We start from the raw sequence: 21,280 nt of genomic DNA, 5'->3' as shown, positions 1-21,280 counted from the left end.
CACCATCTTCTCTCCCGTCTAAGGAGCACCATGTCCCTCCCCCTGACCCGCCGCATCGCCCGCGTCGCGCTGCTCGTAGCGGCCGGAGCGGCGCCCGTGGTCGGTGCGGCCGGCTCCGCAAGCGCTGCCGAACTCCCGGCCACGCCCGACCTCGGCGGTGTGACCGCGCTGGACGGCGCCAACCTGGGCAACACCGTCGACGGCGCGAGCCGGCAAGTCAGCGGTCTCGCGGGCCACGCGGGCGGCGAGGCCGTGCAGACGGCCGTGCCCGCCGCGGGCAAGTCGGTCGGCAAGGCCGCCAAGACCACCACGCCGGTCGCGCAGAAGGCCGCGGGCGACCTGGCCGGCAGCGCCGGTGACACGGTCGGCAAGACGGCCGGTTCGGTGACGGACGGCGGGCTGCCCACCGACTCGGTCACCAAGGGCGGCCTCCCGCTCTCCGGCGGGCTGCCCACCGACCAGCTGCCGGTCGGCCAGCTGCCGCTGGGCTGATCACCGCGAGTCGTCGGTGACGACGGGGGTGGGGGGGGGGGGGCGGGGGGGCCCCCCCCCCCGGCCGGGGAGCCCCGCCCGCCCCGGGGGGGGGCGGGGGAGCCGCCCCGGCCGGCCCCCCCCCCACCCGCGCCGGGGCGCCCGGGGCCGGGGGGGCGCAACCCCGCTTGCGGGCGGTCCCGCGGGGGGGGCGCGGCGCGCACCGCCCCCCCCACCCCCGTTCTCGTTCTCCCGGCAGAAGGCCGGGTAAGGGCCGGATCAGCCGAGGCGCGCGACCGCCGCCCGGATCCGCTCGTCCGACGCGGTCAGGGCGACGCGCACGAACTGCTCGCCGGCCTCGCCGTAGAAGTCGCCGGGGGCGACCAGGATGCCGAGGTCCGCGAGGTGCGCGACGGTGTCCCAGCAGGACTCGTCGCGGGTCGCCCACAGGTACAGGCTCGCCTCGCTGTGCTCGATGCGGAAGCCGTGCGCGAGGAGCGCCTCGCGCAGCAGTTCGCGGCGGGCGGCGTACCGGGCGCGCTGCTCGTGGACGTGGGCCTCGTCACCGAGCGCGGCGACGACCGCCGCCTGGGTCGGCGCCGAGGTCATCATGCCGCCGTGCTTGCGGATCTGGAGCAGGTCGCCCAGGACGGCTGCGTCACCGGCGAGGAACGCGGCCCGGTATCCGGCCAGGTTCGAGCGCTTGGAGAGCGAGTGGACCGTGACCAGGCCGTCGAGCGAGCCGCCGTTGACCTCCGGGTCCAGGATCGAGACCGGGTCGGCCTCCCAGCCCAGCTCGATGTAGCACTCGTCCGAGAAGACGAGGATCGAGTGCTCGCGGGCCCAGGCCACGATGCGGGTCAGCTCGTCCTTGGAGAGGACCCGGCCCGTCGGGTTCGACGGGGAGTTGAGCCAGAGCAGCTGGAGGCCCGTGGGGTCCAGCTCGGTCGGGTCGTCGTAGGCGACGTGGCCGGCGCGGGCCAGCCGGGCGCCCACCTCGTACGTGGGGTAGGCGAGGCGCGGGTAGGCGACCTTGTCGCCCGGACCGATCCCCAGCTGCGTCGGCAGCCAGGCCACCAGCTCCTTGGAGCCGACGACCGGCAGCACGTTCGTGTGGCCGAGACCGCGGGCGCCCAGGCGCCGTTCGCACCAGGAGACGAGCGCGTCGCGCAGCTCCGGGGTGCCCCACACCGTCGGATAGCCCGGCGAGTCGGCCGCGTCGGTCAGCGCCTTCTGGATCAGCTCGGGCACCGGGTCGACGGGCGTGCCGACCGAGAGGTCCACCAGGCCGTCCGGGTGCGCCGCGGCCGTCTTCTTGTACGGCTCCAGCTTGTCCCAGGGGAAGGTGGGGAGGCGGTCGACAGGGGCGGGGACTGCGGACACCTGGTCAGCTCACTTCTCTCGCGTAGGGCGGCCCTGGGCGGGCGGGTCGGCCACATGCCTCGGTCCCGTACGGCAGTCGAGCCGTACGGGACCTGGGCAGCGCCTGTGTGTACCGCTGGACGCGGGTACTGGTTCTGCTACTGGTTCTGCGGCGGCAGAGCGGCGATGAACGGGTGGTCCTTCTCGATGAGACCCATCTTCGAGGCACCACCGGGCGAACCGAGCTCGTCGAAGAACTCGACGTTCGCCTTGTAGTAGTCCTTCCACTCCTCCGGAGTGTCGTCCTCGTAGAAGATCGCCTCGACCGGGCAGACCGGCTCACAGGCACCACAGTCGACGCATTCGTCCGGGTGGATGTACAAGGACCGGGAGCCCTCGTAGATGCAGTCGACCGGGCACTCCTCGATGCACGCCTTGTCCTTGACGTCGACACAAGGCTGCGCGATGACGTAGGTCACGCTGTCGTTCCTCCTCGATAGGGCGCTGGCGGGCCTCCACAGGCTCCGCCGCCTGGCGCGCGGGAGCGCGGCGTCGTCGATGCCCGCCCCTAGTATCTCCGTTCCCGGCCATGATCCGAACAGGAGGGGTGGACCGAGCTGTGGAATTCACTGCGAGCGGACGGCTTACCGTCCGCCTGACCCGCGCTGACGTGGGAAAACGCGTTTCGGTGCGACGGGTGAGCGACGAGGGGCCCGCGGGTCGCAAGTTCACCGACACGGTTGGCGTTCTCACATCGTGGGATGACGATGTGCTGCTCATCACACGGCGCTCCGGCGAACAGGTGGCCGTGGACGCGGCCACCCTCGTCGCGGGCAAGGTCGTGCCCGCCGAACCGGCCAGACGCCGGGGGCCCGCGGCCACATACCCGGAGCTGGCGCACGTCGCCTCGCGCGCGTGGCGGCCGATCGAGAGCGAGCGGCTCGGCGAATGGGAGCTGAGGGCCGCTCAGGGCTTCACCCGGCGCGCCAACTCGGTGCTGCCGGTGGGCGATCCGGGCGTCCCGCTCGACGACGCCCTCGACCGCGTACGGGACTGGTACGCGGCCCGTGACCTGCCCGCCTACGCGCAGACCGCCACCGGGGCCGCCGGGGCGCAGGAGATGCTCTGCGCCGAGTTGGAGAGGCGCGGCTGGGTGCGGGAGGTCAGCGCCGAGATGCGGATCGCGTCGCTCGCCCCCATCGGGGACGGGCGCGAGGGGCCGCCCGTCGTGCTGAGCCGGGAGCCGGACGAGGCGTGGCTCGGGCGCTACCAGCGCAAGGGCGCGACCGAGGTCGCGTTCCGGGTGCTGTGCGCCGGGCCGTCCGTGTGGTTCGCCACCGTGCCCGGCGACGGTGAGGTGCCCGCGGCGATCGGGCGGTGCGTGGTCGACGGGCGGTGGGCCGGGTTCGCCGCCGTCGAGGTCGACCCCGCGCGGCGGCGCCAGGGCCTGGGCTCAGCCGTCATGACGGCGCTCGCGCGCCGCGCGCTCGACGAGGGCGCGTCGGCCGCCTGGCTCCAGGTCGAGGCCGACAACGAGGGGGCGCGCGCGCTCTACGACCGCCTGGGTTTCGCCACGCACCACGCCTATCACCACTACCGTGCTCCGGAACGCGGTGCCCGGTGAGTGCGTACCGGCCGTCACCCGTCGTCCTTTCATGGCCGGCGCCGCGCTAATCGATCGGTCTGAGAGGGCACGAGGCTCGTATGTCCCCCCACTTGTCCCCCCGCTCCGCCGAGCTACGGCGCCGGTTCGCCGAGGAGGCCAGAGCCGAGCGGCCCGACCTCGCGCAACTGTGCCTGCTGCTCGCCGCGGAGGGGGACGGCGCGCTCGACGAGGCCGGTATGGACGCCGTCCAGATCGAACTCGACGAGCTCGCCGGACAGCTGCCGTTCCGGCCGGGCGGTCCGCGCTCCTGGGCCATCGCCCTCGCCGAACTGCTCGGCGCGCGGCTCGGCTTCCACGGCTCCGCCGCCGACTACCAGCGCCTGGAGTCGTCGCTGCTGCACGAGGTCGTACGGCGTCGGCGCGGGCTGCCGATCCTGCTGTCGGTGGTCTGGCTGGAGGTCGCGCGGCGGGCCGGGGCACCGGTCTACGGGGTGGCGCTGCCGGGCCACTTCGTCGTCGGGTTCGGCGATCCGGAGGAACGGATCCTCGCCGATCCGTTCGGCGCGGGCAGGGTGTTGACCGGGCCGGACGCGGAGCTGCTCGTCGCCGGGGCGACGGGGGCGCCGCTGGACCCGTCGATGCTGCGGCCCGTCGCCCCGCTGGAGGTCGTGCTGCGGATCCTCAACAACATCCGGGCGTGGGCTGCGACGCGGCCCGAGCGGTCCGATGTCGCGCTGTGGGCGCTCGAACTGTCGCTGCTGCTGCCGTCGCATCCGGCGCGGTTGCGGTACGAGCGGGCGCAGTTGCTTGTGCAGCGGGGGGATTTCGTGGCCGGGGCCGTGGAGCTGGAGGCGTACGCGGACGTGGTGGGGGCGGTGGACACGGGGGCCGCGGAGCGGGTGCGGGGGCAGGCCCGGGCGGCTCGGGCGATGCTGAATTAGGGGGTACGGGGATGGGTGCGGGTGGGCTGTGGTTGCTCGCGCCGTTCCCCGCGCCCCCTGGGGGCGCTACTGGGCCCCGCACGAATTCCTCGTGCGGGGCCTCTGTTGTGGCGTCAGCTCGGGTTCGTCTCGATCGTCGCCGTGCGCTCCGCCGGGGTCTTGCCCAGGAGGGCCTTGCCCATGGCGGAGGCCACGTCGGTCGGCTGGACCGGGGTCTTCTTGCCGGTGCCGCGCGTGATGAGGACGCCGTCGAAGACGTTGCCGTAGAGGCTCTTGAGCGCCTCCTGGTCGTACGTCTCCACGAGCCTGCCGTTGACCGCCTTCATCCCGAGGATCTTCGGCAGCGACTTGTCCGGGCCGAACTGGATCGTGGCGGGGCCCGCCTTGACAGTGATCAGGCCGGACATCGCGGGCTCCGCGAACTCCTTCATCTTGCGGTCGACCTCGGCGTTCGCGATCGTCGGCTGCCGGGTCGTCGTGACGACCCGGACGGGCGTGGACGCGCCCGTCTCGACCTGGCGCTGGTACGCCTGCTCGACGGCGTTCGTCGACCTGGCGACGTCGATGCCCTTGCCGGCCTTGCCGTACACGGCGACGGCCTTGCCCGGTTCGAACTTGATCGTTCCGTCGCCGGAGCCCGCGGCCCCGCCCGCCGCCTGCTCCAGCGCGGCGTGCAGCTTCTCCTCGTCGACGGGCATGACCGGGTCGACGACCCGCTGGTTGCCGAAGAGCGAGCCGATCACGGAGACCGGGTTGTAGTCACTGCCCGCGGCGGCCGAGACGGTGGCGGCGCTGTCCAGGGACAGGCCCGCCTGGTCCGGCTTCAGCTCCACGGTCCCGCCGTCGACCTGGAGCTTCAGCGCCTGCTGGGTGCGCTTGCCGAGCGCGTCGTCCAGCTTGGCGGCGGCCTGGTCGCGGGTGCCGCCGCCGATGTCGACGCCGAGGACCGTGGTGCCCTTGGGCACGTCGGAGTGGTTCATCAGCAGGCCCGCGCCGTACGCGAAGCCGGCCACGACGACGATGCCCGCGCCGAGCAGGACCAGCTTGTTGCGGCCCTTCTTCTTTTTCGCGGGGGCCGGGGTGCTCGGCACCGGGTCGGGCAGCTTCGGCGGGGTGTGCGCCGACGGGGTGCGGCCGGGGCCCCCGGCACCGTCGGCCGACGGGACGACCGGCATCCCGCTGGTGAGGGTGTCACCGGAGACATGTCCGCCGGCCGGCGGCTCGGGCGCGGGCTTCTGCGGGGTGAGGATCGCGGTGTCGTCGCTCATCCGCGGCGGGTTCTGGGCGCCGCCGCTGCCCCCCGGGCGGACCTGGGGGTTGGGCGCGGGCGTCGGGATTATCGGCCCGTCCCCGGTGGCGGGCCCGGACGTGGGCCCGACGGGGCCGCTGCGCGGCGCACCGGGAGCGTTGTTGCGCCGGGCGCCTCCGTTGGGACCGGGAGTGCCAGGACCGCCGGGAGTGCCAGGACCGCCGGGAGCGCCGGGACCGCCGGGACCGCTGAGGTTGCCGAAGCCACCGGTACCAGGGCCGCCGCCGAGGCCGTTCGAAGCACCCGCGCCGCCGGGGACACCCATGCCGCCCGAGATGCCCGCGTCACCGCGGCCGTCGGAGGTACCCGGGCCACCCGAACCACCCCGGCCGCCGCTCTTGCCACGGCCACCGGTGACACCCAGGCCGGCGGCGTTGCCCATGCCACCGGACGCGCCGGGGCCACCGGCCGCACCGGATCCCGCGGCGTCGCCGAGGCCGTCGAAGGCGCCCCGGCCGCCGGACGTGTCCACACCACCGGAGTTGCGGGTCCCGCCGAACGCGTCCGAACCACTGGACACACCAGCACCGCCGAACGCGTCCGAACCACCGGACACACCGGCCCCGCCGAACGCATCCGAACCACCGGACACACCGGCCCCGCCGAACGCATCCGAACCACCGGAGGCACCGGCCCCGCCGAACGCATCGGCGCCACTGCCCATCCCGAGGCCGCCGGACGTACTCTGGCCGCCCTCGTCACCGAAGCCACCCGAGCCTCCGAGCCCACCCGAGCCGTTAGGGCCACCCGCGCCCCCGGTGCCCGCCGGGCTGTCCGCGCCGCTCCCGGAGAAGTAGGGCAGATCGCCCCTCTCCCCCCGGTCGCCGGGCGCCGCGCCGTTGCCCAGCGGGCCCGCGGCCAACGCGCCCTGCACGTCGAAGCCGCCGGACGTGCCGGACCCGTCCGGCGGGGTTCCGCCGCGAGCCGCGGGGCTCTTGCGCGGCGCGAACCAGTCGCTGGCCTTTTCCTCGCGGGGGGCCTTCGGCTCGGGGGCCTCACCCGTGGCGGGCCCGGCACCGTCGGCCGCGCCGCTGGTGCCGTCCGCGTACCCGGTGAGCGCGGACGGGTGGCCCGCGCCGGGCTCCGGCTCCGCGGACTGCGCCTCGGCGCCGTCCTGCGGCCCGGCGTCGACATCGCTCATCGGCGTACGCATCACGACCGGCGGGATGGGACGCGAGCCGGGGATGTTGATCCGGATCCGCGTCGTCAGCGTGGTCTCCGTCTTGGGGCTGTCCGGGGCGGTCCGATCACCCGCGGGGCCCTGGTCCGGGTCGGCGTCGCCGGACGCCGCGCCTTGCGCGGACGTGCCGTACGGAGGCGTCCCCGACGGGTACGCGGCAGCGCCGCGCCCCTGGGGCCCGGAGGACGAACTGTCAGTTTCACGACTCAAAGCAGGTTCTCCCGGTTGGCTCCGCCGCCCGTCTCGACCTCACGCGGGCTGCTCGGCGGCGCGCACCACCATACTGGCCGCGGCCGGACGCCACGGAGTGGCGGACGGTGAATCCTGTATCGGGCACGGGCCGAAGTGGTACGTCACTTCCCAAGTCGGGCGGCGGAGGCGGCTGGTTGCCGGGAAAGCCCGAGCGTGGCGCACATCACAGCCACGACCATTCCCCCGAGGAGGAAGAGGTAGGAGCCGATTCCCGCGCCGAAGAGGAAGTCGCCCTCGGGGCGGCTCGCGGTGAGCAGGAGCACCGCGAGGACCCAGCCCCCGGCGGGGGCGAGGGCGCCGGACCTGCCGCCGGTGAGCCGCGCCCCGCCGTGGAACAGTCCGGCCGCGCCGAGCAGCGCGAGCAGCAACCCGGCCGGGAACCAGCCCCCTTGGAGCAGCGCGCCCGCGGCGCCGACGAGGACGCCGAGCACGAACAGGACGAACAGGACGACGGCCCGTCCCGGCGTGAGCGACATGCTGAAGGGGAGATCGACCTGCGCGGCCGAACTCCCGGGCCGGGTTCCGTTCGCGCCGCTCTTCTTGCCGCTGCTCGTCACGCGCGCTCTCCTTCGATGCCCTCAGTACCGTCGACGCCCTGAGTACCGCCGACACCCTCGATACCGTCGACGCCCTCGAACAGGTCCTTCTCGTACGCCGATCCGGCCTCGCCGCGTACCAACTCGTAGTACTCGACCGGAAACACGGGCTGTGCGAGCCCGTTCGAGAGCGCGAACACGTTGAGCTCTTCCGGGATGTCGATCTGGGTGGCGTGCGCGCGCATCGCGGCTTCCTTGCGCAGCCAGTGGGGGCGGCCGTCGATCTCGGCGGTCACGCGCTCGTCGTCGACGACGCCCGGCACGTCGGCCACGGTGGCGACGGCATCGAAGGGTGTCTCTCCGAGTGCGGCCTCGAGGAGGCGGAACTTCTCCTCGACGACCGTGCGGGGCACCCGGTTCCAGTAGATCTTGGAGATCGTGTGCGGATCGCCGAGGTCGCGGCGGACGGCCGGTTCGGCGGCGAGGTCGGCGGCGCGCATGGCCACGCGGTGGGCCTGGATGTGGTCGGGGTGGCCGTAGCCGCCGTTCGGGTCGTACGTGATCAGGACCTGCGGGCGGATCTCGCGGATGACGGCGACGAGGTCCGCCGCGGCCTCGTCGAGGTCGGCGGACCAGAAGGCGCCCGCGCGCTCGTTCTGCTCGACGCCCATCATCCCGGAGTCGTGGTAGCGGCCGGGGCCGCCGAGGAAGCGGTGGTCGGTGACGCCCAGCTCCTTCATCGCGGCGGCGAGTTCGCCGATGCGGTGGGGGCCGAGGCGGTTCTCCCGGTCCGGGGCGAGATGGGCCAGTTCGTCCGGGATGACCTCGCCCTCTTCGCCGAGGGTGCAGGTCACGAGTGTGACGTGGGCGCCGTCGGCGGCGTACTTGGCCATCGTGGCGCCGTTGTTGATCGACTCGTCGTCGGGGTGCGCGTGCACGAGGAGCAGACGCCGACCGGGCAGTTCCGTCATGCCCCCACCCTAGAACGCGGCGCCCCCGCGCCCCGGACCCCCGGGCTAGAACTTGATGCCGCCGATCATCCCCGCCACGTTCGTCGTCAGCTCCTGGATCGTGGGGGCGATGGAGGAGCTCGCCAGATAGAAGCCGAGCAGCATGCAGACGACGGCGTGCCCCGCCTTCAGCCCTGACTTCTTGATCAGGATGAAGACGATGATCGCGAACAGCACCACGGCCGAGATCGAGAGTGCCACAGCGGTCCCTCCTCCAAAGTGATCCGGTAACCGGCGGACGTCCCCCTTCCGGGATGCCCACACAGCGCTACCGATCATAACTATCCGCTGTCGCGCATGAGTCACAGCGAGGGAGCACCGGGGGCGGGCGGGAGCGCGCGGGGGGCGCGTCGCCCCTGCTTACGTCCTAGGCTTCGGGGATGACCACCGAGAACGCCACGGGCAGCGGGCTGCCCGACACGCCGCAGGGCAGCGGGAGCGAGACGTACTCCTTTCCTCGTCAGCACGCGCGGACCCAGCGCTTCACCTCGGGTGCGCCCCGTGCCTTCACGGTGGCGCCGGACGGGGAGCGGGTCGTGTTCCTCCGCTCCTCCGGGGGCGCCGACCGGGCGAACGCGCTGTGGGTGCTCGATGTGCCGAGCGGCCGGGAGCGGGTCGCCGCCGACCCGGTGACCCTGCTCGGCGGCTCCGTGGAGCGGCTCTCGGCGGAGGAGCGGGCGCGGCGCGAGCGCAGCCGGGAGGGCGGCGCGGGCATCGTGGGTTACGCGACGGACGCCTCCGCGGAGCTGGCCGCGTTCACCTTGTCGGGCCGTCTCTTCGCCGCCGAATTGCGCGCCGGTACCGCCCGTGAACTGCGCGTCTCCGGTTCGGTGTTGGACCCGCGCCCCTCCCCCGACGGGCGGCACATCGCGTACGTGGCACGGGGCGCGCTGCGCGTCGTCGACGCGGAGGGCGCGAACGACCGGGCCCTGGCCACCCCCGAGTCGGACACGGTGACGTACGGGCTCGCGGAGTTCATCGCGGCCGAGGAGATGAGCCGGTACCGCGGCTACTGGTGGTCGCCGGAGTCGGACCGGCTGCTCGTGGCCCGCGCCGACGACGCGGACGTGCGGCGCTGGTGGATCGCCGATCCGGCGCACCCGGACCGTGAACCGGCGCGGAACGCCTATCCGGCGGCGGGCACGCCCAACGCCGAGGTGCGGCTGTTCGCGTACGGCCTCGACGGCTCCCGTACGGAGATCAACTGGAACCGGTCGGCCTACCCGTACCTGGCCCGCGTGCACTGGTCGGCGGACGGCGCCCCGCTGATCCTCGTACAGGCGCGTGACCAGCTCAGCGCCTTGTACCTGGCGGTGAACCCGGACGACGGTTCGACGCGCATGGTGCACGCCGACGAGGACGCGCAGTGGCTCGAGCTGCTCCCGGGCGTGCCGTGCTGGTCGCCGAGCGGGCAGCTGGTGCGGATCGCCGACGAGGGCGGGGCCCGGGTCCTCGCGGTCGGCGAACGCCTCCTCACGGGCGCGCAATTGCATGTGCGGGCCGTGCTCGACGTCGGCGACAGCGACGTGCTCGTCTCGGCCTCCGCCGGCGCCCGCGCCGAGTCGCCGGAGACCGGCGAGGTGCACGTCTACCGGGTCAACGAGCTGGGCGTGCAGCGCGTCTCCGAGGGGCCCGGCGTGCACACGGCGGTCCGCTCGGGCGGCGTCACCGTGCTCGTCTCGTCGACGCTCGACACCCCGGGCGCGCGGGTGCGCGTGGAGCGCGACGGCAAGCACGTCGCCGACATCGCCTCGCACGCCGAACGCCCGCTGCTCACCCCGCGCGTCACGCTGACGGAGGCGGAGTCCATCCCGTGCGCCGTCCTGCTGCCCTCCTCGTACGCGGAGGGGGACGGGCCGCTTCCGGTCCTCCTCGACCCGTACGGCGGCCCGCACGGGCAGCGCGTGTACGCGGCGCACAATCCGTACCTGACCTCGCAGTGGTTCGCCGACCAGGGCTTCGCGGTGATCGTCGCGGACGGCCGTGGCACGCCCGGCACCTCGCCGGGCCGGGAGAAGTCGATCCGCGGCGACTTCACGCTGACCCTCGACGACCAGGTCACCGCCCTGCACGCGCTGGCGGAGCGGTTCCCGCTCGACCTGTCGAAGGTCGCGATGCGCGGCTGGAGCTACGGCGGCTACCTCTCCGCCCTCGCCGTGCTGCGGCGGCCCGACGTGTTCCACGCGGGTGTCGCGGGCGCGCCGGTCACGGACTGGCGGCTGTACGACACGCACTACACGGAGCGGTACCTGGGCGACCCGGCCGCCTCCCCCGAGACGTACGCCGCGAACTCGCTCGTCACCGACGACGGGCTGTCCGACGCAGCGCCGCAGCACCGGCCGCTGCTCATCGTGCACGGGCTCGCCGACGACAACGTGGTGGTGGCGCACGCCCTGCGGCTCAGCTCGGCCCTGCTCGCGGACGGGCGGCCGCACGAGGTGCTGCCGCTGTCGGGCGTGACGCACATGACGCCGCAGGAACAGGTCGCGGAGAACCTGCTGCTGCTCCAGGTCGACTTCCTGAAGCGGTCGCTCGGCTTGAAGTGATTTCTACTGCTCCGGCGGCACGACCTGCTTCTCCTCGGCGAAATGGCACGCCGAGGGGTGCTGGGCCGGGCCCGGGTCGCCGAGGCGGAAGACGGCCGGGACCGCGAGGAGCGGCACCTCGTCCGCGCACCGCTGCCGGGCCTTCCAGCAGCGGGTGCGGAAGCGGCAGCCGGAGGGCGGGTTGGCGGGCGAGGGCACGTCGCCGCTGAGGATGATGCGTTCGCGGTGCTCGCGCGCCTCCGGGTCCGGGACGGGCACCGCCGACAGGAGCGCCTGTGTGTAGGGGTGCGTCGGATGGTCGTAGATCTCCGCGTCGGAGCCGATCTCGACGATGCGGCCGAGGTACATCACGCCGACCCGGTCGGAGATGTGGCGCACGATCGAGAGGTCGTGGGCGATGAAGACGTAGGACAGGTCGAATTCGTTCTGGAGGCGGTCCAGCAGGTTGATGACCTGGGCCTGCACCGACACGTCGAGCGCGGAGACCGGCTCGTCGGCGACGATGATCTCGGGGCGCAGCGCCAGGCCGCGGGCGATGCCGATGCGCTGGCGCTGGCCGCCCGAGAACTGGTGCGGGTAGCGGTTGATGTACTCCGGGTTCAGCCCGACCACGTCGAGCAGCTCCTGCACCCGCTTCCTGCGGTCGCCCTTCGGCGCGACCTCGGGGTGGATCTCGTACGGCTCCCCGATGATGTCGCCGACCGTCATACGGGGGTTCAGGGAGGTGTACGGGTCCTGGAACACCATCTGGATGTTGCGGCGCACGGCCTTCAGGGCGCGGCCCGAGAGGCGGGTGATGTCCTCGCCCTTGTACTTGATGACGCCGGCCGTCGGGCGTTCCAGGTTCACCAGCATCTTGGCGACGGTGGACTTGCCGCAGCCGGATTCGCCGACGATGCCGAGGGTCTCGCCCTGGCCGAGGTCGAAGTCGACGCCGTCGACGGCTTTGACCGCGCCGACCTGCTTCTTGAAGAGGATGCCCTGGGTGAGGGGGTAGTGCTTGACCAGCCCTCGTACCTCCAGGAGGGGTTCGTGGCCGGACGCCGAGCCGCTCTTCGCGTACTCCGACTCGGCCTGCGCCTTGTGCAGGAGGTGTTCGGCGATCCTGCCCTCGCGCCGGAGATCGCCCTTGCTGACGTGCGAGCCGCCTTCAGCGTGAGGCATCGATCGTCTCCTTCCAGAAGTGGCAGGCGCTGCGACGGTCATCGGAGACGCGGTAGAGCGGCGGGACGTCCGTGGTGCACACGTCCTGGGCCATCGGGCAGCGCGGGTGGAAGGCGCAGCCGGGCGGGATGTTCATGAGGTTCGGCGGCAGGCCCTTGATGGCGAAGAGCTCCTGGCCCTTCTGGTCGAGGCGCGGGATCGATTCCAGGAGGCCCTTGGTGTACGGGTGGGCCGGGGCCTTGTAGATCTCGTGGACGGGGGCGTGCTCGACGATGCGGCCCGCGTACATGACGGCGATCTTGTCGGCGACGTCGGCGACGACGCCGAGGTCGTGGGTGATGAGGATGAGCCCCATGTTGAGCTCGCGCTGCAACTCGGCGAGCAGGTCCATGACCTGCGCCTGCACGGTCACGTCGAGGGCGGTGGTGGGCTCGTCCGCGATGATCAGGTCCGGTTCGAGGGCGAGCGCCATCGCGATCATGATGCGCTGGCGCATGCCGCCGGAGAACTGGTGCGGGTACTGCCCGACCCGTTCCTTCGCCGCCGGGATGCGCACCCGGTCCATCAGCTCGACGGCCCTGGCCTTGGAGTCCTTCCTGGACAGGCCCCGGTGGACGGAGAACAGTTCGCCGATCTGGTCGCCGACGGAGAGCACCGGGTTGAGGGAGCTGAGCGCGTCCTGGAAGATCATCGCCATCTCGGCGCCCCGGACCTTCCTGCGCTCCTCCTCCTTGAGCTTGAGCAGGTCCCGGTCCTTGAAGAGGACTTCGCCGCCGGTGATCTTCCCGGGCGGCACGTCGAGGATGCCCATGATCGCCTGCGCGGTGACGGACTTGCCGGAGCCCGACTCGCCGAGCACGGCGAGGGTCTCGCCCGCGTCGACCGTGTAGTTGACGCCGTTGACGGCCTTGGCTACGCCGTCCCGGGTGCGGAACTCGACGTGCAGTTCGCGTACTTCGAGCAACGGCATGGGCGCTACCTCAGCTTCGGGTCGAGGGCGTCGCGCACCGCGTCGCCGAGCATGATGAACGCCAGGACCGTGATCGCGAGCGCGCCGGCGGGCCAGAGGAGCATGTGCGGGGCGTTGCGGATGTACCCGGAGGCCGCCGAGATGTCGATGCCCCAGCTCACGGCCGGTGGCTTCAGACCGACACCGAGATACGAGAGGGTCGCCTCGAGGGCGATGTACGTACCGAGGGCGATGGTCGCCACGACGATGACGGGCGCGACGGCGTTCGGCGCGATGTGGCGGAGCAGCATCCGGTTGTTGGAGGCGCCGAGCGCGCGGGCCGCCTGCACGTAGTCGTTCTGCTTGGCGGTGATGACCGAGCCGCGGGCGATGCGGGAGATCTGCGGCCAGCCGAGCAGCACCATGAAGCCGATGACGGGCCAGACGGTGTTGCTGGTGACGACCGACAGGAGGACCAGGCCGCCGAGGATGACCGGGATCGCGAAGAAGATGTCGGTGATGCGGGAGAGGATCGCGTCCCAGAACCCGCCGAAGAACCCCGCGAGGCCGCCGAGGACCGAGCCGAGGAGGGAGACGCCGACCGTGGCGCAGACGCCGACGGTGATCGAGTTGCGGGCGCCGTGCACGGTGCGGGTGTAGACGTCACAGCCCTGGCCGTCGAAGCCGAAGGGGTGGCCCGACTCGGAGCCCTGCTGGCGTTTGGACAGGTCGCAGGAGAGCGGGTTGCCGGAGGCGATCAGCTGCGGCCAGATCGCGATGACGATCAGGAAGAGGATGACCAGGGCCGAGATGATGAAGACGGGGTTGCGCCGCAGGTCCCGCCAGGCGTCGGACCACAGGCTGCGCGGTTTCCCGGCCGGGCCGCCGGGGCCGACGGCCGGGCCCTCGATGAGCGCGCCCTCGCTGGTGGCGAGGTCCATGGCGCCGCCCATGCCGGTCGCGGCGATGGCACCGTCCTCGGGCGCGCGTCCGCCGCCGGTCGCTCCGGGCCGTCCGGAGGGGGGCTCTGGCGCTTGCGGTTCAGGCATAGCGGATCCTCGGGTCGAGTACGGCGTACAGGAGGTCGACGATCAGGTTCACCGCGAGGAAGACCAGCACGAGGATCGTCACGAAGCCGACCACGGTCTGGGTGTTCTGGCGCAGGATGCCCTGGTAGAGCTGGAAGCCGACGCCGTGGATGTTGAAGATGCGCTCGGTGACGATGGCGCCGCCCATCAGGGAGCCGACGTCGGCGCCGATGAAGGTGACGACGGGGATGAGCGAGTTGCGCAGCAGGTGCCGGGTGATGACGCGCCGCCGGGGCAGCCCTTTGGCGATGGCCGTACGGACGTAGTCGGCTCTCCTGTTCTCGGCGATCGAGGTCCTGGTCAGCCGGGTCACGTAGGCGAGGGAGACGGAGGCGAGCACGAGGCCCGGCACGATCAGCTCGCCGAACGACGCCTCCGTGGAGACCGCCGGGTTGATCCATCCCCACTTCACACCGAGCAGCAGTTGCAGCAGCAGACCGGTGACGAACGTCGGCACAGAGATGACGACGAGGGTCAGGAGCAGCACGGTGGTGTCGATGGGGCGGCCGCGGCGCAGGCCGGTGAGGACGCCGAGCGTGATGCCGACGACGATCTCGAAGAGGATCGCCACGATCGTCAGCCGGATGGTGACCGGGAACGCGGTCGACATCAGCTCGGTGACCTTCTGGCCGTTGAACGCCGTACCGAAGTCGCCGGTGAAGACGTTCCCCATGTAGGTCAGGTATTGCTGCCACACCGGCTTGTCGAGGCCGAACTCCTTGGAGAGCTGGGCCTTGGTGGCGGGGTCACAGGCCTTGTCTCCGCAGAGCCCCGCGATGGGGTCGCCCATCACGTTGACCATGAGGAAGATCAGCAGCGTCGCCCCGATGAAGACCGGGATCATCTGGAGCAGCCGCCGGATCACATACCGTCCCATCGAGGGCTCCGTCCCTGGCGTCCGGTGTCGGTCAGCTGACCTTGATCTCGTTGTAGACGGGGACGCTGAACGGGTTCAGCGCGACGTCGGAGACCTTGTCGGAGTAGCCCGCGCTGCCGTTCTGGTACCAGAGCGGGATGGCCGCCATGTTGTCCCGGACGACCTCCTGGGCCTGCTGGAACGTCTTGACCGCCGTCGCCTGGTCGGACTCGCCGTTCGCCTTGTCGACGAGGGAGTCGAACTCCTTGTTCGACCAGTGGCCGTCGTTGGACGAGGCGTTGGTGTAGTACAGCGGCTGGAGGAAGTTCTGGATGAGCGGGTAGTCCATCTGCCAGCCGGCGCGGAAGGGGCCCGTCATCTTCTTGTCGGTGATCTTGTTGCGGAAGTCGGCGAAGGTGCCGGTGGGGCTGCCGACGCAGGCCTTGTCGTTGCCGAGGGCGTTGTTGATGGAGTTGCAGACGGCGTCGACCCACTCCTTGTGGCTGCCGGTGTCGGCGTTGTAGCCGATCTTCACCTGCCCGCCGGGGATACCGCCGCCCTCCTTGACCAGCTTCTTCGCCTCGTCGGGGTTGTAGTCGCAGAACTCGCCGCAGAGCCCCTTCTTGTAGCCGCCGTCCTCGCCGAGCACCGGGGAGGTCCAGTCGGTGGCCGGGGTGCGGGTCTTCTGGAAGATCGACTCGGTGATCTGCTTGCGGTTGATCGCCATGGACAGGCCCTTGCGGACCTTGTCGCTGTCCGACTTGTTCCAGTCGGAGTCGTAGAACGGGAAGGCGAGCGTCTGGATGATGCCGGCCGGGGTGTTGATGTAGCGCCCGCTCAGGTCGCTGTCCGCGTTGCTGAGCTGGGAGGCGGGCACGTCGTCGACGAGGTCGAGGTTGCCCGCGGTCAGGTCGGTGTAGGCGGTGTTGTTGTCGGTGTAGACCTTGAGGTCGACGCCGCCGTTCTGCGCCTTGTCGTCACCGGGGTACTTGTCCCACTTGCGAAGGGACATCTGGGACCCCTTCTGGTACGAGTCCACGGTGTAAGGCCCATTACCGACGGGCTTGCCGACGTACGAGTCGTGGTCGTCGAAGAACACCTTCGGCAGCGGGGCGAAGGCGGCGTAGCCGAGCGTGTCGGGCCAGGTCGAGAACTTCTGGGTCAGCTTGACGGTGAAGGTGCGGTCGCCGGTGACCTTGAGCCCGGAGAGGGTGTCGGCGGACTGGCTGCCCGAGTCCGGGTGGACCTTGTCGTAGCCCTCGATCTGGCCGAAGAAGTACGCGTTCTTCTGGTTGTTCTTGAGGCTCGCGCCGTAGTTCCAGGCGTCGACGAAGGACTTCGCGGTGACCTTCTCGCCGTTGGAGAACGTCCAGCCGTCCTTGACGGTGATCTTGAAGTTCGTCTGGTCGTCCGTCTCGATCTTCTCCGCCAGCATGTCCTTGGCGGCGCCCGTCTTCGGGTCGTACCGCTTCAGGCCGCGGAAGATCATGTCGAGGACCTTGCCGCCCTGCACCTCGTTGGTGTTGGCGGGCTCCAGCGGGTTCTGCGGGTCACCCCAGGAGGACCGGACGACCCCGGAGCCGTCACCACCGCCGCCGCCGCTGTCGCCGCCCCCGCCGCAGGCCGTCGCCGCCATCGCTACGACCACCGCGCCTGCCGCCCACTTGGCGTGCGTGGCTCCTCGCATGGAGTGCCTCCCTCATACCGGTCACAAGTCACGTACGCCTAAATATCGGCGCGAGCCAGACATAACGCACGTCGGAGACGGCCTTACGGGGAAGGGTGCGGGGCCGGGGGTGGTGGTGCGGGTGCGTCCGGGGCGATGATCGGCCGATGCCGGACCGCGCCTTCACCGACACCCGCCTCGCCGCGCTCTACGACGCGCTGAACCCCTGGGGACCGGGTGACGACTTCTACCTGGACCTGATGCGGGGCGCTCGCGCTGTGCTCGATGTGGGGTGCGGTACGGGGGCGTTGCTGATCCGTGCCCGGGAGGAGGGGCATGCGGGGCGGTTGTGCGGGCTCGATCCGGCGGCGGGGATGCTGAGCGTTGCGCGGGAGCGGGCGGATGCCGGCGTGGAGTGGGTGCGGGGCACCCTGGACTCGGCGGTGCGGCCCGCCGGGGCGTTCGACCTGGTGCTGATGAACGGGCACGCGTTCCAGGTCCTTGTGGACGACGCGGAGATCCGTACGTTCCTCGCGGCGGTGCGGGGGGTGCTCGCGCCCGGGGGGCGGTTCGCGTTCGAGACGCGGAATCCCGCGGTGCGGGCGTGGGAGGGGTGGACTCAGTCGGCGGCTGTCGTGGTGGACGGGGTCCGGGTGGCGCACGAGGTCGTACGGGGCTTCGACGGGCGGACCGTCACCTTCGACACGACGTTCCTCGCGGAGGGCTGGAGCGGGCCCGAGGTCAGCCGCAGCACCCTCCGGTTCGTTGCGGAGGATGAGCTGGACGGGTTCCTGCGTGCGGCCGGGCTCGTGGCCGAGGCCCGGTACGGGGCCTTCGACCGCTCCCCCCTGACGGCCCACAGCCCGGAGATCATCACCGTCTGCCGGGTGGCTGACCAGCTCACCGCTGCGGGCGCGCCGTGGCTGGTCGCGCCCCTGGAGCATGCGGCTGCGCCGCAGCCCCATGGCGCTGAGATGGCGCACGAAGTGCGCATCTCAGGGGCGCGGGGAACTGCGCATCTCAGGGGCGCGGGGAACGGCGCGACCGGCCACGACGTGACCCGCACGGAACCACACGCACAAAAAGGCCCGGCCCGGTGAAGTCACCGGGCCGGGCCGAGGTTCCGCTCAACCGACGGAGTCAGTCGTTGTTCTCCAGCGCCGCCAGCGCCGGGTCGAGAACGATGTCCTCGGCCCGCGCCTCGATGCTCGGCTCCTCCGGGAAGTGGCACGCCGTCAGATGCCCGGCCTTGCTGCCGGAGATCTGGACGAGCGGCGGCTCCTCCGAGGCGCACTTGTCCTGCGCCTTCCAGCACCGCGTACGGAACCGGCAGCCGGACGGCGGCGCGATCGGCGACGGCACATCGCCCTCGAGGCGGATGCGCTCCTTCTTCTCCGCGTCGATGTCCGCGTCCGGCACGGCCGACATCAGCGCGTGCGTGTACGGGTGCCGGGGCCGGTTGTACAGCGAGTCGCGGTCGGCGATCTCGACGATCTTGCCGAGGTACATCACCGCGACACGCTGCGAGAAGTGCCGCACGATCGCGAGGTCGTGCGCGATGAAGACGAACGCGATGCCCATCTCCCGCTGCACTTCCTGCAGAAGGTTGACGACCTGCGCCTGGATGGAGACGTCGAGCGCCGAGACGGGCTCGTCGGCGACGATCAGCTTCGGCTCCAGGGCCACCGCGCGGGCGACACCGATGCGCTGGCGCTGACCGCCGGAGAACTCGTGCGGGAAGCGGTTGTAGTGCTCCGGGTTGAGACCGACGATCTCGAGGAGTTCACGGACCCGGTTCTCGCGGCCGCCGGGCGGGTTGATCCCGTTGATCTCCATCGGGCCGGAGATGATCGAGCCGACCGTCTGGCGCGGGTTCAGCGACGCGTACGGGTCCTGGAAGATCATCTGGATCTCGGACCTGATGGGCGCGAGCTCCTTGCGCTTCGCGTGGCTGATGTCCTGGCCCTTGTACGTCACGGTGCCCGCGGTGGGCTCGTACAGGCGGGTCAGCATCCGGCCCGTCGTCGACTTGCCGCAGCCGGACTCACCGACGAGGCCGAGCGACTCGCCCGCGTGGACCTCGAAGTCGACGCCGTCGACGGCCTTGACCGCGCCGACGGTGCGCCGGATCGGGAAGCCGCCCTTGATCGGGAAGTGCTTCTGCAGCCCTTCGACCTTCAGCAGCGGCTCGGCGCCGCTCTCCCGCTGTCCGGGGATCGCGTCGGCGACCGCCGTGTTGCTGTTCTTGTTCTCGCTCATGGTTCTGCCCCAGTCGCCGGTCTCTGCTCAGCCCAGCCGGGGCTGAATCGTCTCGATGAACACCTGCTGCTTCTGCTCCACCGTGAGGTGGCAGGCGGAGCCCCGTCCGACCGGGAGCACCGGACGCTCGCCCGAGCAGCGGTTCCCCGACACCTGGTCGGTGAAGGCGCAGCGCGGGTGGAACGGGCAGCCCGTGGGCGGGTTGAGCAGCGATGGCGGCGAGCCGGGGATCGGCAGCAGCGGCTCGTCGACATCGGACGACAGGCGCGGCATCGAGCTCAGCAGGCCCCAGGTGTAGGGGTGCTCGGGCGACTTCAGCACCTGGCGGGTGGTGCCCCGCTCGACGGCCCGGCCCGCGTACATCACGAGGATGTCGTCGGCCATGTTCGCGACCACACCCAGGTCGTGGGTGATCATGATGATCGCGGAGCCGAACTCCTGCTGGAGGTCCTTGAGCAGGTCGAGGATCTGCGCCTGCACGGTCACGTCGAGCGCGGTGGTCGGCTCGTCCGCGATGAGCAGCTCGGGGTTGCAGGCGAGCGACATGGCGATCATGGCGCGCTGGCGCATACCGCCGGAGAACTGGTGCGGGTAGTCGTCGACGCGCTGCTTGGGGTGCGGGATGCCGACCTTGCCGAGCATCTCGATGGCCCGGTCCCGCGCTTCCTTCTTGGAGGCGCCGGTGTGCTTGCGGAACGGCTCGGCGATCTGCCGGCCCACCGAGTAGTACGGCGAGAGCGCGGTCAGCGAGTCCTGGAAGATCATCGCCATCTTGTTGCCGCGGAGCTTCTCCAGCTCGGGCTCGCTGGCGGTGAGCAGCTCCTGGCCGTCGAGGACGATCTCGCCGTCGATGGTGGTGGTCACCGGGTTGTGCAGGCCGAGCACGGTCAGGTTGGTGACCGACTTGCCGGAGCCCGACTCGCCGACGATGCCGAGCGTCTTGCCGCGCTCGAGGTCGAAGGAGAGGCCGTCCACCGCCTTGACGGCACCGTCCTCGGTGGAGAACTGCACCCGCAGGTCGCGTACCGAGAGGAACGCCTCGGAACCGGTCGGGGCCGGGGCGTCCTCGGTCTTGGTGAGTGTGGTCACGGGGGTTCTCCTAGGACAGGCGCACGCGCGGGTCGATCACGGCGTACAGCGCGTCCACGACGATGTTGCAGATGATGATGAAGGCGGCACTGAGGATCATGACGCCCATGAGGACCGGCAGGTCCTTGTTGACCACCGAGTCACGGGCGAGCCGGCCGAACCCGGCCAGGCCGAAGGTGAGTTCGGTGACCATGCCGCCGCTGAGCAGACCGCCGATGTCCATGCCCAGGATGGTGACGATGGGGATGACCGAACCGCGCCACGCGTACCGGTAGAAGACGTACCGGCTGCTCATGCCCTTGGCCTTGGCCGCTCTGACGTGCTCCTCCTGGAGCTGCTCGATCATCGACGAGCGCGACATACGGGTGTAGTTGGCCGTGAAGATCGTCGCCATGACGCACCAGGGGATCAGCAGACCCATGAACCAGGCGGCCGGGTCCTCGGTGAGCGGCACGTACTTCGGCTTGTCCAGTATGCCGGTGCTGTAGACGAAGATGCCGAGCACGATCGGGCCGAGGAAGTAGATCTGGAACGAGCTGAGCACCAGCGAGCCACCGCTGAAGATCTTGTCCAGCCAGGTACCGCGGAAGCGGGCGGCCATCATGCCGGCGCCGAGGCCGACGATGAGGAAGACGATGAGGCTGCCGAAGGTCAGCGAGAGGGTGGTGGGGAGCCGGTCCATCATGGTGTCCCACACCATCTGGTTGTTGCGGAACGAGACGCCGAAGCACGGCGCCGCGCAGTGTCCCACGCCGAAGTCCCGCCCGGCGAAGATGCCCACGAGGAAGTTCCAGTACTGCACCGGAACCGGGGAATCCAGGCCGAGGTTCTTGTGGATGATGTCGAGTGCGGCCGGAGTGCAGTTCTTGCCGCACGCGAGCAACGCCGGGTCCTGTGGGATGGCGAAGTACATGAAGAACGTGAAGGCGCTGATCAGCAGGAGGATGAGTGCTGCGCCAGACGTCCGGCGTATGAGGAATCGAAGCATCGCTAAAA

19 protein-coding genes are annotated in these 21,280 nt (G+C 71.1%); 5 read left to right on the top strand and 14 right to left on the bottom strand.

Annotation, left to right across the window (positions count from 1 at the left end; translation table 11 throughout):
* Positions 1-30: 30 nt before the first annotated feature.
* Entirely contained in the window at positions 31-492 is a 462-nt protein-coding gene (locus tag ACH4RC_RS11915) for an ATP-binding protein (protein WP_398198602.1), read from the top strand.
* Positions 493-750: 258 nt separating this feature from the next.
* Here ACH4RC_RS11915 and ACH4RC_RS11910 read toward each other — a convergent pair whose 3' ends face one another.
* The gene (locus ACH4RC_RS11910) at positions 751-1,854 is read right to left on the bottom strand and encodes a bifunctional succinyldiaminopimelate transaminase/glutamate-prephenate aminotransferase (protein WP_398198599.1); all 1,104 of its coding nucleotides are present in this window, start codon (positions 1,852-1,854) and stop codon (positions 751-753) included.
* A 137-nt stretch (positions 1,855-1,991) separates the two neighbouring features.
* Positions 1,992-2,312 (bottom strand): ferredoxin, encoded by a 321-nt coding sequence (gene fdxA, locus ACH4RC_RS11905; RefSeq protein ID WP_111666449.1) that lies wholly within the window; start codon positions 2,310-2,312, stop codon positions 1,992-1,994.
* Between the two features lie 140 nt (positions 2,313-2,452).
* On the opposite strand from fdxA, the gene ACH4RC_RS11900 reads away from it, so the two are divergent.
* Together ACH4RC_RS11900 and ACH4RC_RS11895 are read left to right on the top strand one after the other, a co-directional pair.
* A complete protein-coding gene (locus tag ACH4RC_RS11900; RefSeq protein ID WP_398198595.1) occupies positions 2,453-3,457 on the top strand; it encodes a GNAT family N-acetyltransferase in 1,005 nt (334 codons plus the stop codon).
* A gap of 80 nt (positions 3,458-3,537) precedes the next feature.
* A complete protein-coding gene (locus ACH4RC_RS11895; RefSeq protein ID WP_398198592.1) occupies positions 3,538-4,380 on the top strand; it encodes a transglutaminase-like domain-containing protein in 843 nt (280 codons plus the stop codon).
* Positions 4,381-4,493: 113 nt separating this feature from the next.
* Here the strand turns inward: ACH4RC_RS11895 and ACH4RC_RS11890 are convergent, their stop codons facing one another.
* The 4 genes from ACH4RC_RS11890 to ACH4RC_RS11875 form a co-directional block, all read right to left on the bottom strand.
* Positions 4,494-7,079 (bottom strand): hypothetical protein, encoded by a 2,586-nt coding sequence (locus tag ACH4RC_RS11890; protein ID WP_398198589.1) that lies wholly within the window; start codon positions 7,077-7,079, stop codon positions 4,494-4,496.
* Between the two features lie 143 nt (positions 7,080-7,222).
* Entirely contained in the window at positions 7,223-7,597 is a 375-nt protein-coding gene (locus tag ACH4RC_RS11885; protein ID WP_398199181.1) for a DUF6113 family protein, read from the bottom strand.
* A gap of 77 nt (positions 7,598-7,674) precedes the next feature.
* Positions 7,675-8,628: an N-acetyl-1-D-myo-inositol-2-amino-2-deoxy-alpha-D-glucopyranoside deacetylase gene (gene mshB, locus ACH4RC_RS11880; RefSeq protein WP_398198586.1), complete on the bottom strand. Its 954-nt coding sequence runs from the start codon at positions 8,626-8,628 to the stop codon at positions 7,675-7,677.
* A gap of 45 nt (positions 8,629-8,673) precedes the next feature.
* Positions 8,674-8,868 carry a hypothetical protein gene (locus ACH4RC_RS11875; protein WP_398198583.1) on the bottom strand — a complete coding sequence of 65 codons (195 nt, stop codon included), beginning with the start codon at positions 8,866-8,868 and terminating at the stop codon, positions 8,674-8,676.
* A 179-nt stretch (positions 8,869-9,047) separates the two neighbouring features.
* Between ACH4RC_RS11875 and ACH4RC_RS11870 the strand changes: the two genes are divergently transcribed.
* Positions 9,048-11,213, top strand: coding sequence for an alpha/beta fold hydrolase (locus tag ACH4RC_RS11870; protein WP_398198580.1), 2,166 nt, complete (start codon positions 9,048-9,050; stop codon positions 11,211-11,213).
* Between the two features lie 3 nt (positions 11,214-11,216).
* Here ACH4RC_RS11870 and ACH4RC_RS11865 read toward each other — a convergent pair whose 3' ends face one another.
* The 5 genes from ACH4RC_RS11865 to ACH4RC_RS11845 are packed head-to-tail and all read right to left on the bottom strand — an operon-like array spanning position 11,217 to position 16,957.
* Positions 11,217-12,377: an ABC transporter ATP-binding protein gene (locus ACH4RC_RS11865; RefSeq protein ID WP_398198577.1), complete on the bottom strand. Its 1,161-nt coding sequence runs from the start codon at positions 12,375-12,377 to the stop codon at positions 11,217-11,219.
* Complete coding sequence (locus ACH4RC_RS11860) at positions 12,364-13,347, bottom strand: ABC transporter ATP-binding protein (RefSeq protein ID WP_398198574.1); 984 nt, start codon at positions 13,345-13,347, stop codon at positions 12,364-12,366. Before ACH4RC_RS11860 ends, ACH4RC_RS11865 begins: the two co-directional genes overlap by 14 nt.
* Positions 13,348-13,352: 5 nt before the next feature.
* A complete protein-coding gene (locus tag ACH4RC_RS11855) occupies positions 13,353-14,375 on the bottom strand; it encodes an ABC transporter permease (RefSeq protein WP_398198572.1) in 1,023 nt (340 codons plus the stop codon).
* The gene (locus ACH4RC_RS11850; protein ID WP_398198569.1) at positions 14,368-15,291 is read right to left on the bottom strand and encodes an ABC transporter permease; all 924 of its coding nucleotides are present in this window, start codon (positions 15,289-15,291) and stop codon (positions 14,368-14,370) included. The genes ACH4RC_RS11855 and ACH4RC_RS11850 overlap by 8 nt, the downstream gene beginning before the upstream one ends.
* Before the next feature lie 31 nt (positions 15,292-15,322).
* The gene (locus ACH4RC_RS11845) at positions 15,323-16,957 is read right to left on the bottom strand and encodes an ABC transporter substrate-binding protein (protein ID WP_398198566.1); all 1,635 of its coding nucleotides are present in this window, start codon (positions 16,955-16,957) and stop codon (positions 15,323-15,325) included.
* Between the two features lie 146 nt (positions 16,958-17,103).
* On the opposite strand from ACH4RC_RS11845, the gene ACH4RC_RS11840 reads away from it, so the two are divergent.
* The gene (locus ACH4RC_RS11840; protein ID WP_398198563.1) at positions 17,104-18,036 is read left to right on the top strand and encodes a class I SAM-dependent methyltransferase; all 933 of its coding nucleotides are present in this window, start codon (positions 17,104-17,106) and stop codon (positions 18,034-18,036) included.
* A gap of 40 nt (positions 18,037-18,076) precedes the next feature.
* On the opposite strand, the gene ACH4RC_RS11835 is transcribed toward ACH4RC_RS11840, so the two are convergent.
* Genes ACH4RC_RS11835 through ACH4RC_RS11825 form a run of 3 tightly spaced genes read right to left on the bottom strand, consistent with a single transcriptional unit; the run spans position 18,077 to position 21,272 of the window.
* Complete coding sequence (locus tag ACH4RC_RS11835) at positions 18,077-19,195, bottom strand: ABC transporter ATP-binding protein (protein ID WP_398198560.1); 1,119 nt, start codon at positions 19,193-19,195, stop codon at positions 18,077-18,079.
* Between the two features lie 27 nt (positions 19,196-19,222).
* Positions 19,223-20,284 (bottom strand): ABC transporter ATP-binding protein, encoded by a 1,062-nt coding sequence (locus ACH4RC_RS11830; protein ID WP_398198558.1) that lies wholly within the window; start codon positions 20,282-20,284, stop codon positions 19,223-19,225.
* A gap of 10 nt (positions 20,285-20,294) precedes the next feature.
* Positions 20,295-21,272, bottom strand: a complete 978-nt coding sequence (locus ACH4RC_RS11825; protein ID WP_398198555.1) for an ABC transporter permease — start codon at positions 21,270-21,272, stop codon at positions 20,295-20,297.
* Between the last annotated feature and the right edge of the window lie 8 nt (positions 21,273-21,280).

Origin of the sequence: Streptomyces sp. NPDC016845, from assembly GCF_044332585.1 — a bacterium.
In the GTDB taxonomy this organism is placed as follows: Bacteria; Actinomycetota; Actinomycetes; order Streptomycetales; family Streptomycetaceae; genus Streptomyces.
This window is presented reverse-complemented; position numbering and strand designations above follow the sequence as displayed.

What these genes read in the sequence shown, in the direction of transcription:
- ACH4RC_RS11915 (WP_398198602.1), top strand. Translation starts at nt 31, where the DNA reads ATGTCCCTCCCCCTGACCCGCCGCATCGCCCGCGTCGCGCTGCTCGTA.
- ACH4RC_RS11895 (WP_398198592.1), top strand. Translation starts at nt 3,538, where the DNA reads ATGTCCCCCCACTTGTCCCCCCGCTCCGCCGAGCTACGGCGCCGGTTC.
- ACH4RC_RS11885 (WP_398199181.1), bottom strand. Translation starts at nt 7,597, where the DNA reads ATGTCGCTCACGCCGGGACGGGCCGTCGTCCTGTTCGTCCTGTTCGTG.
- mshB (WP_398198586.1), bottom strand. Translation starts at nt 8,628, where the DNA reads ATGACGGAACTGCCCGGTCGGCGTCTGCTCCTCGTGCACGCGCACCCC.
- ACH4RC_RS11870 (WP_398198580.1), top strand. Translation starts at nt 9,048, where the DNA reads ATGACCACCGAGAACGCCACGGGCAGCGGGCTGCCCGACACGCCGCAG.
- ACH4RC_RS11865 (WP_398198577.1), bottom strand. Translation starts at nt 12,377, where the DNA reads ATGCCTCACGCTGAAGGCGGCTCGCACGTCAGCAAGGGCGATCTCCGG.
- ACH4RC_RS11860 (WP_398198574.1), bottom strand. Translation starts at nt 13,347, where the DNA reads ATGCCGTTGCTCGAAGTACGCGAACTGCACGTCGAGTTCCGCACCCGG.
- ACH4RC_RS11855 (WP_398198572.1), bottom strand. Translation starts at nt 14,375, where the DNA reads ATGCCTGAACCGCAAGCGCCAGAGCCCCCCTCCGGACGGCCCGGAGCG.
- ACH4RC_RS11850 (WP_398198569.1), bottom strand. Translation starts at nt 15,291, where the DNA reads ATGGGACGGTATGTGATCCGGCGGCTGCTCCAGATGATCCCGGTCTTC.
- ACH4RC_RS11845 (WP_398198566.1), bottom strand. Translation starts at nt 16,957, where the DNA reads ATGCGAGGAGCCACGCACGCCAAGTGGGCGGCAGGCGCGGTGGTCGTA.
- ACH4RC_RS11840 (WP_398198563.1), top strand. Translation starts at nt 17,104, where the DNA reads ATGCCGGACCGCGCCTTCACCGACACCCGCCTCGCCGCGCTCTACGAC.
- ACH4RC_RS11835 (WP_398198560.1), bottom strand. Translation starts at nt 19,195, where the DNA reads ATGAGCGAGAACAAGAACAGCAACACGGCGGTCGCCGACGCGATCCCC.
- ACH4RC_RS11825 (WP_398198555.1), bottom strand. Translation starts at nt 21,272, where the DNA reads ATGCTTCGATTCCTCATACGCCGGACGTCTGGCGCAGCACTCATCCTC.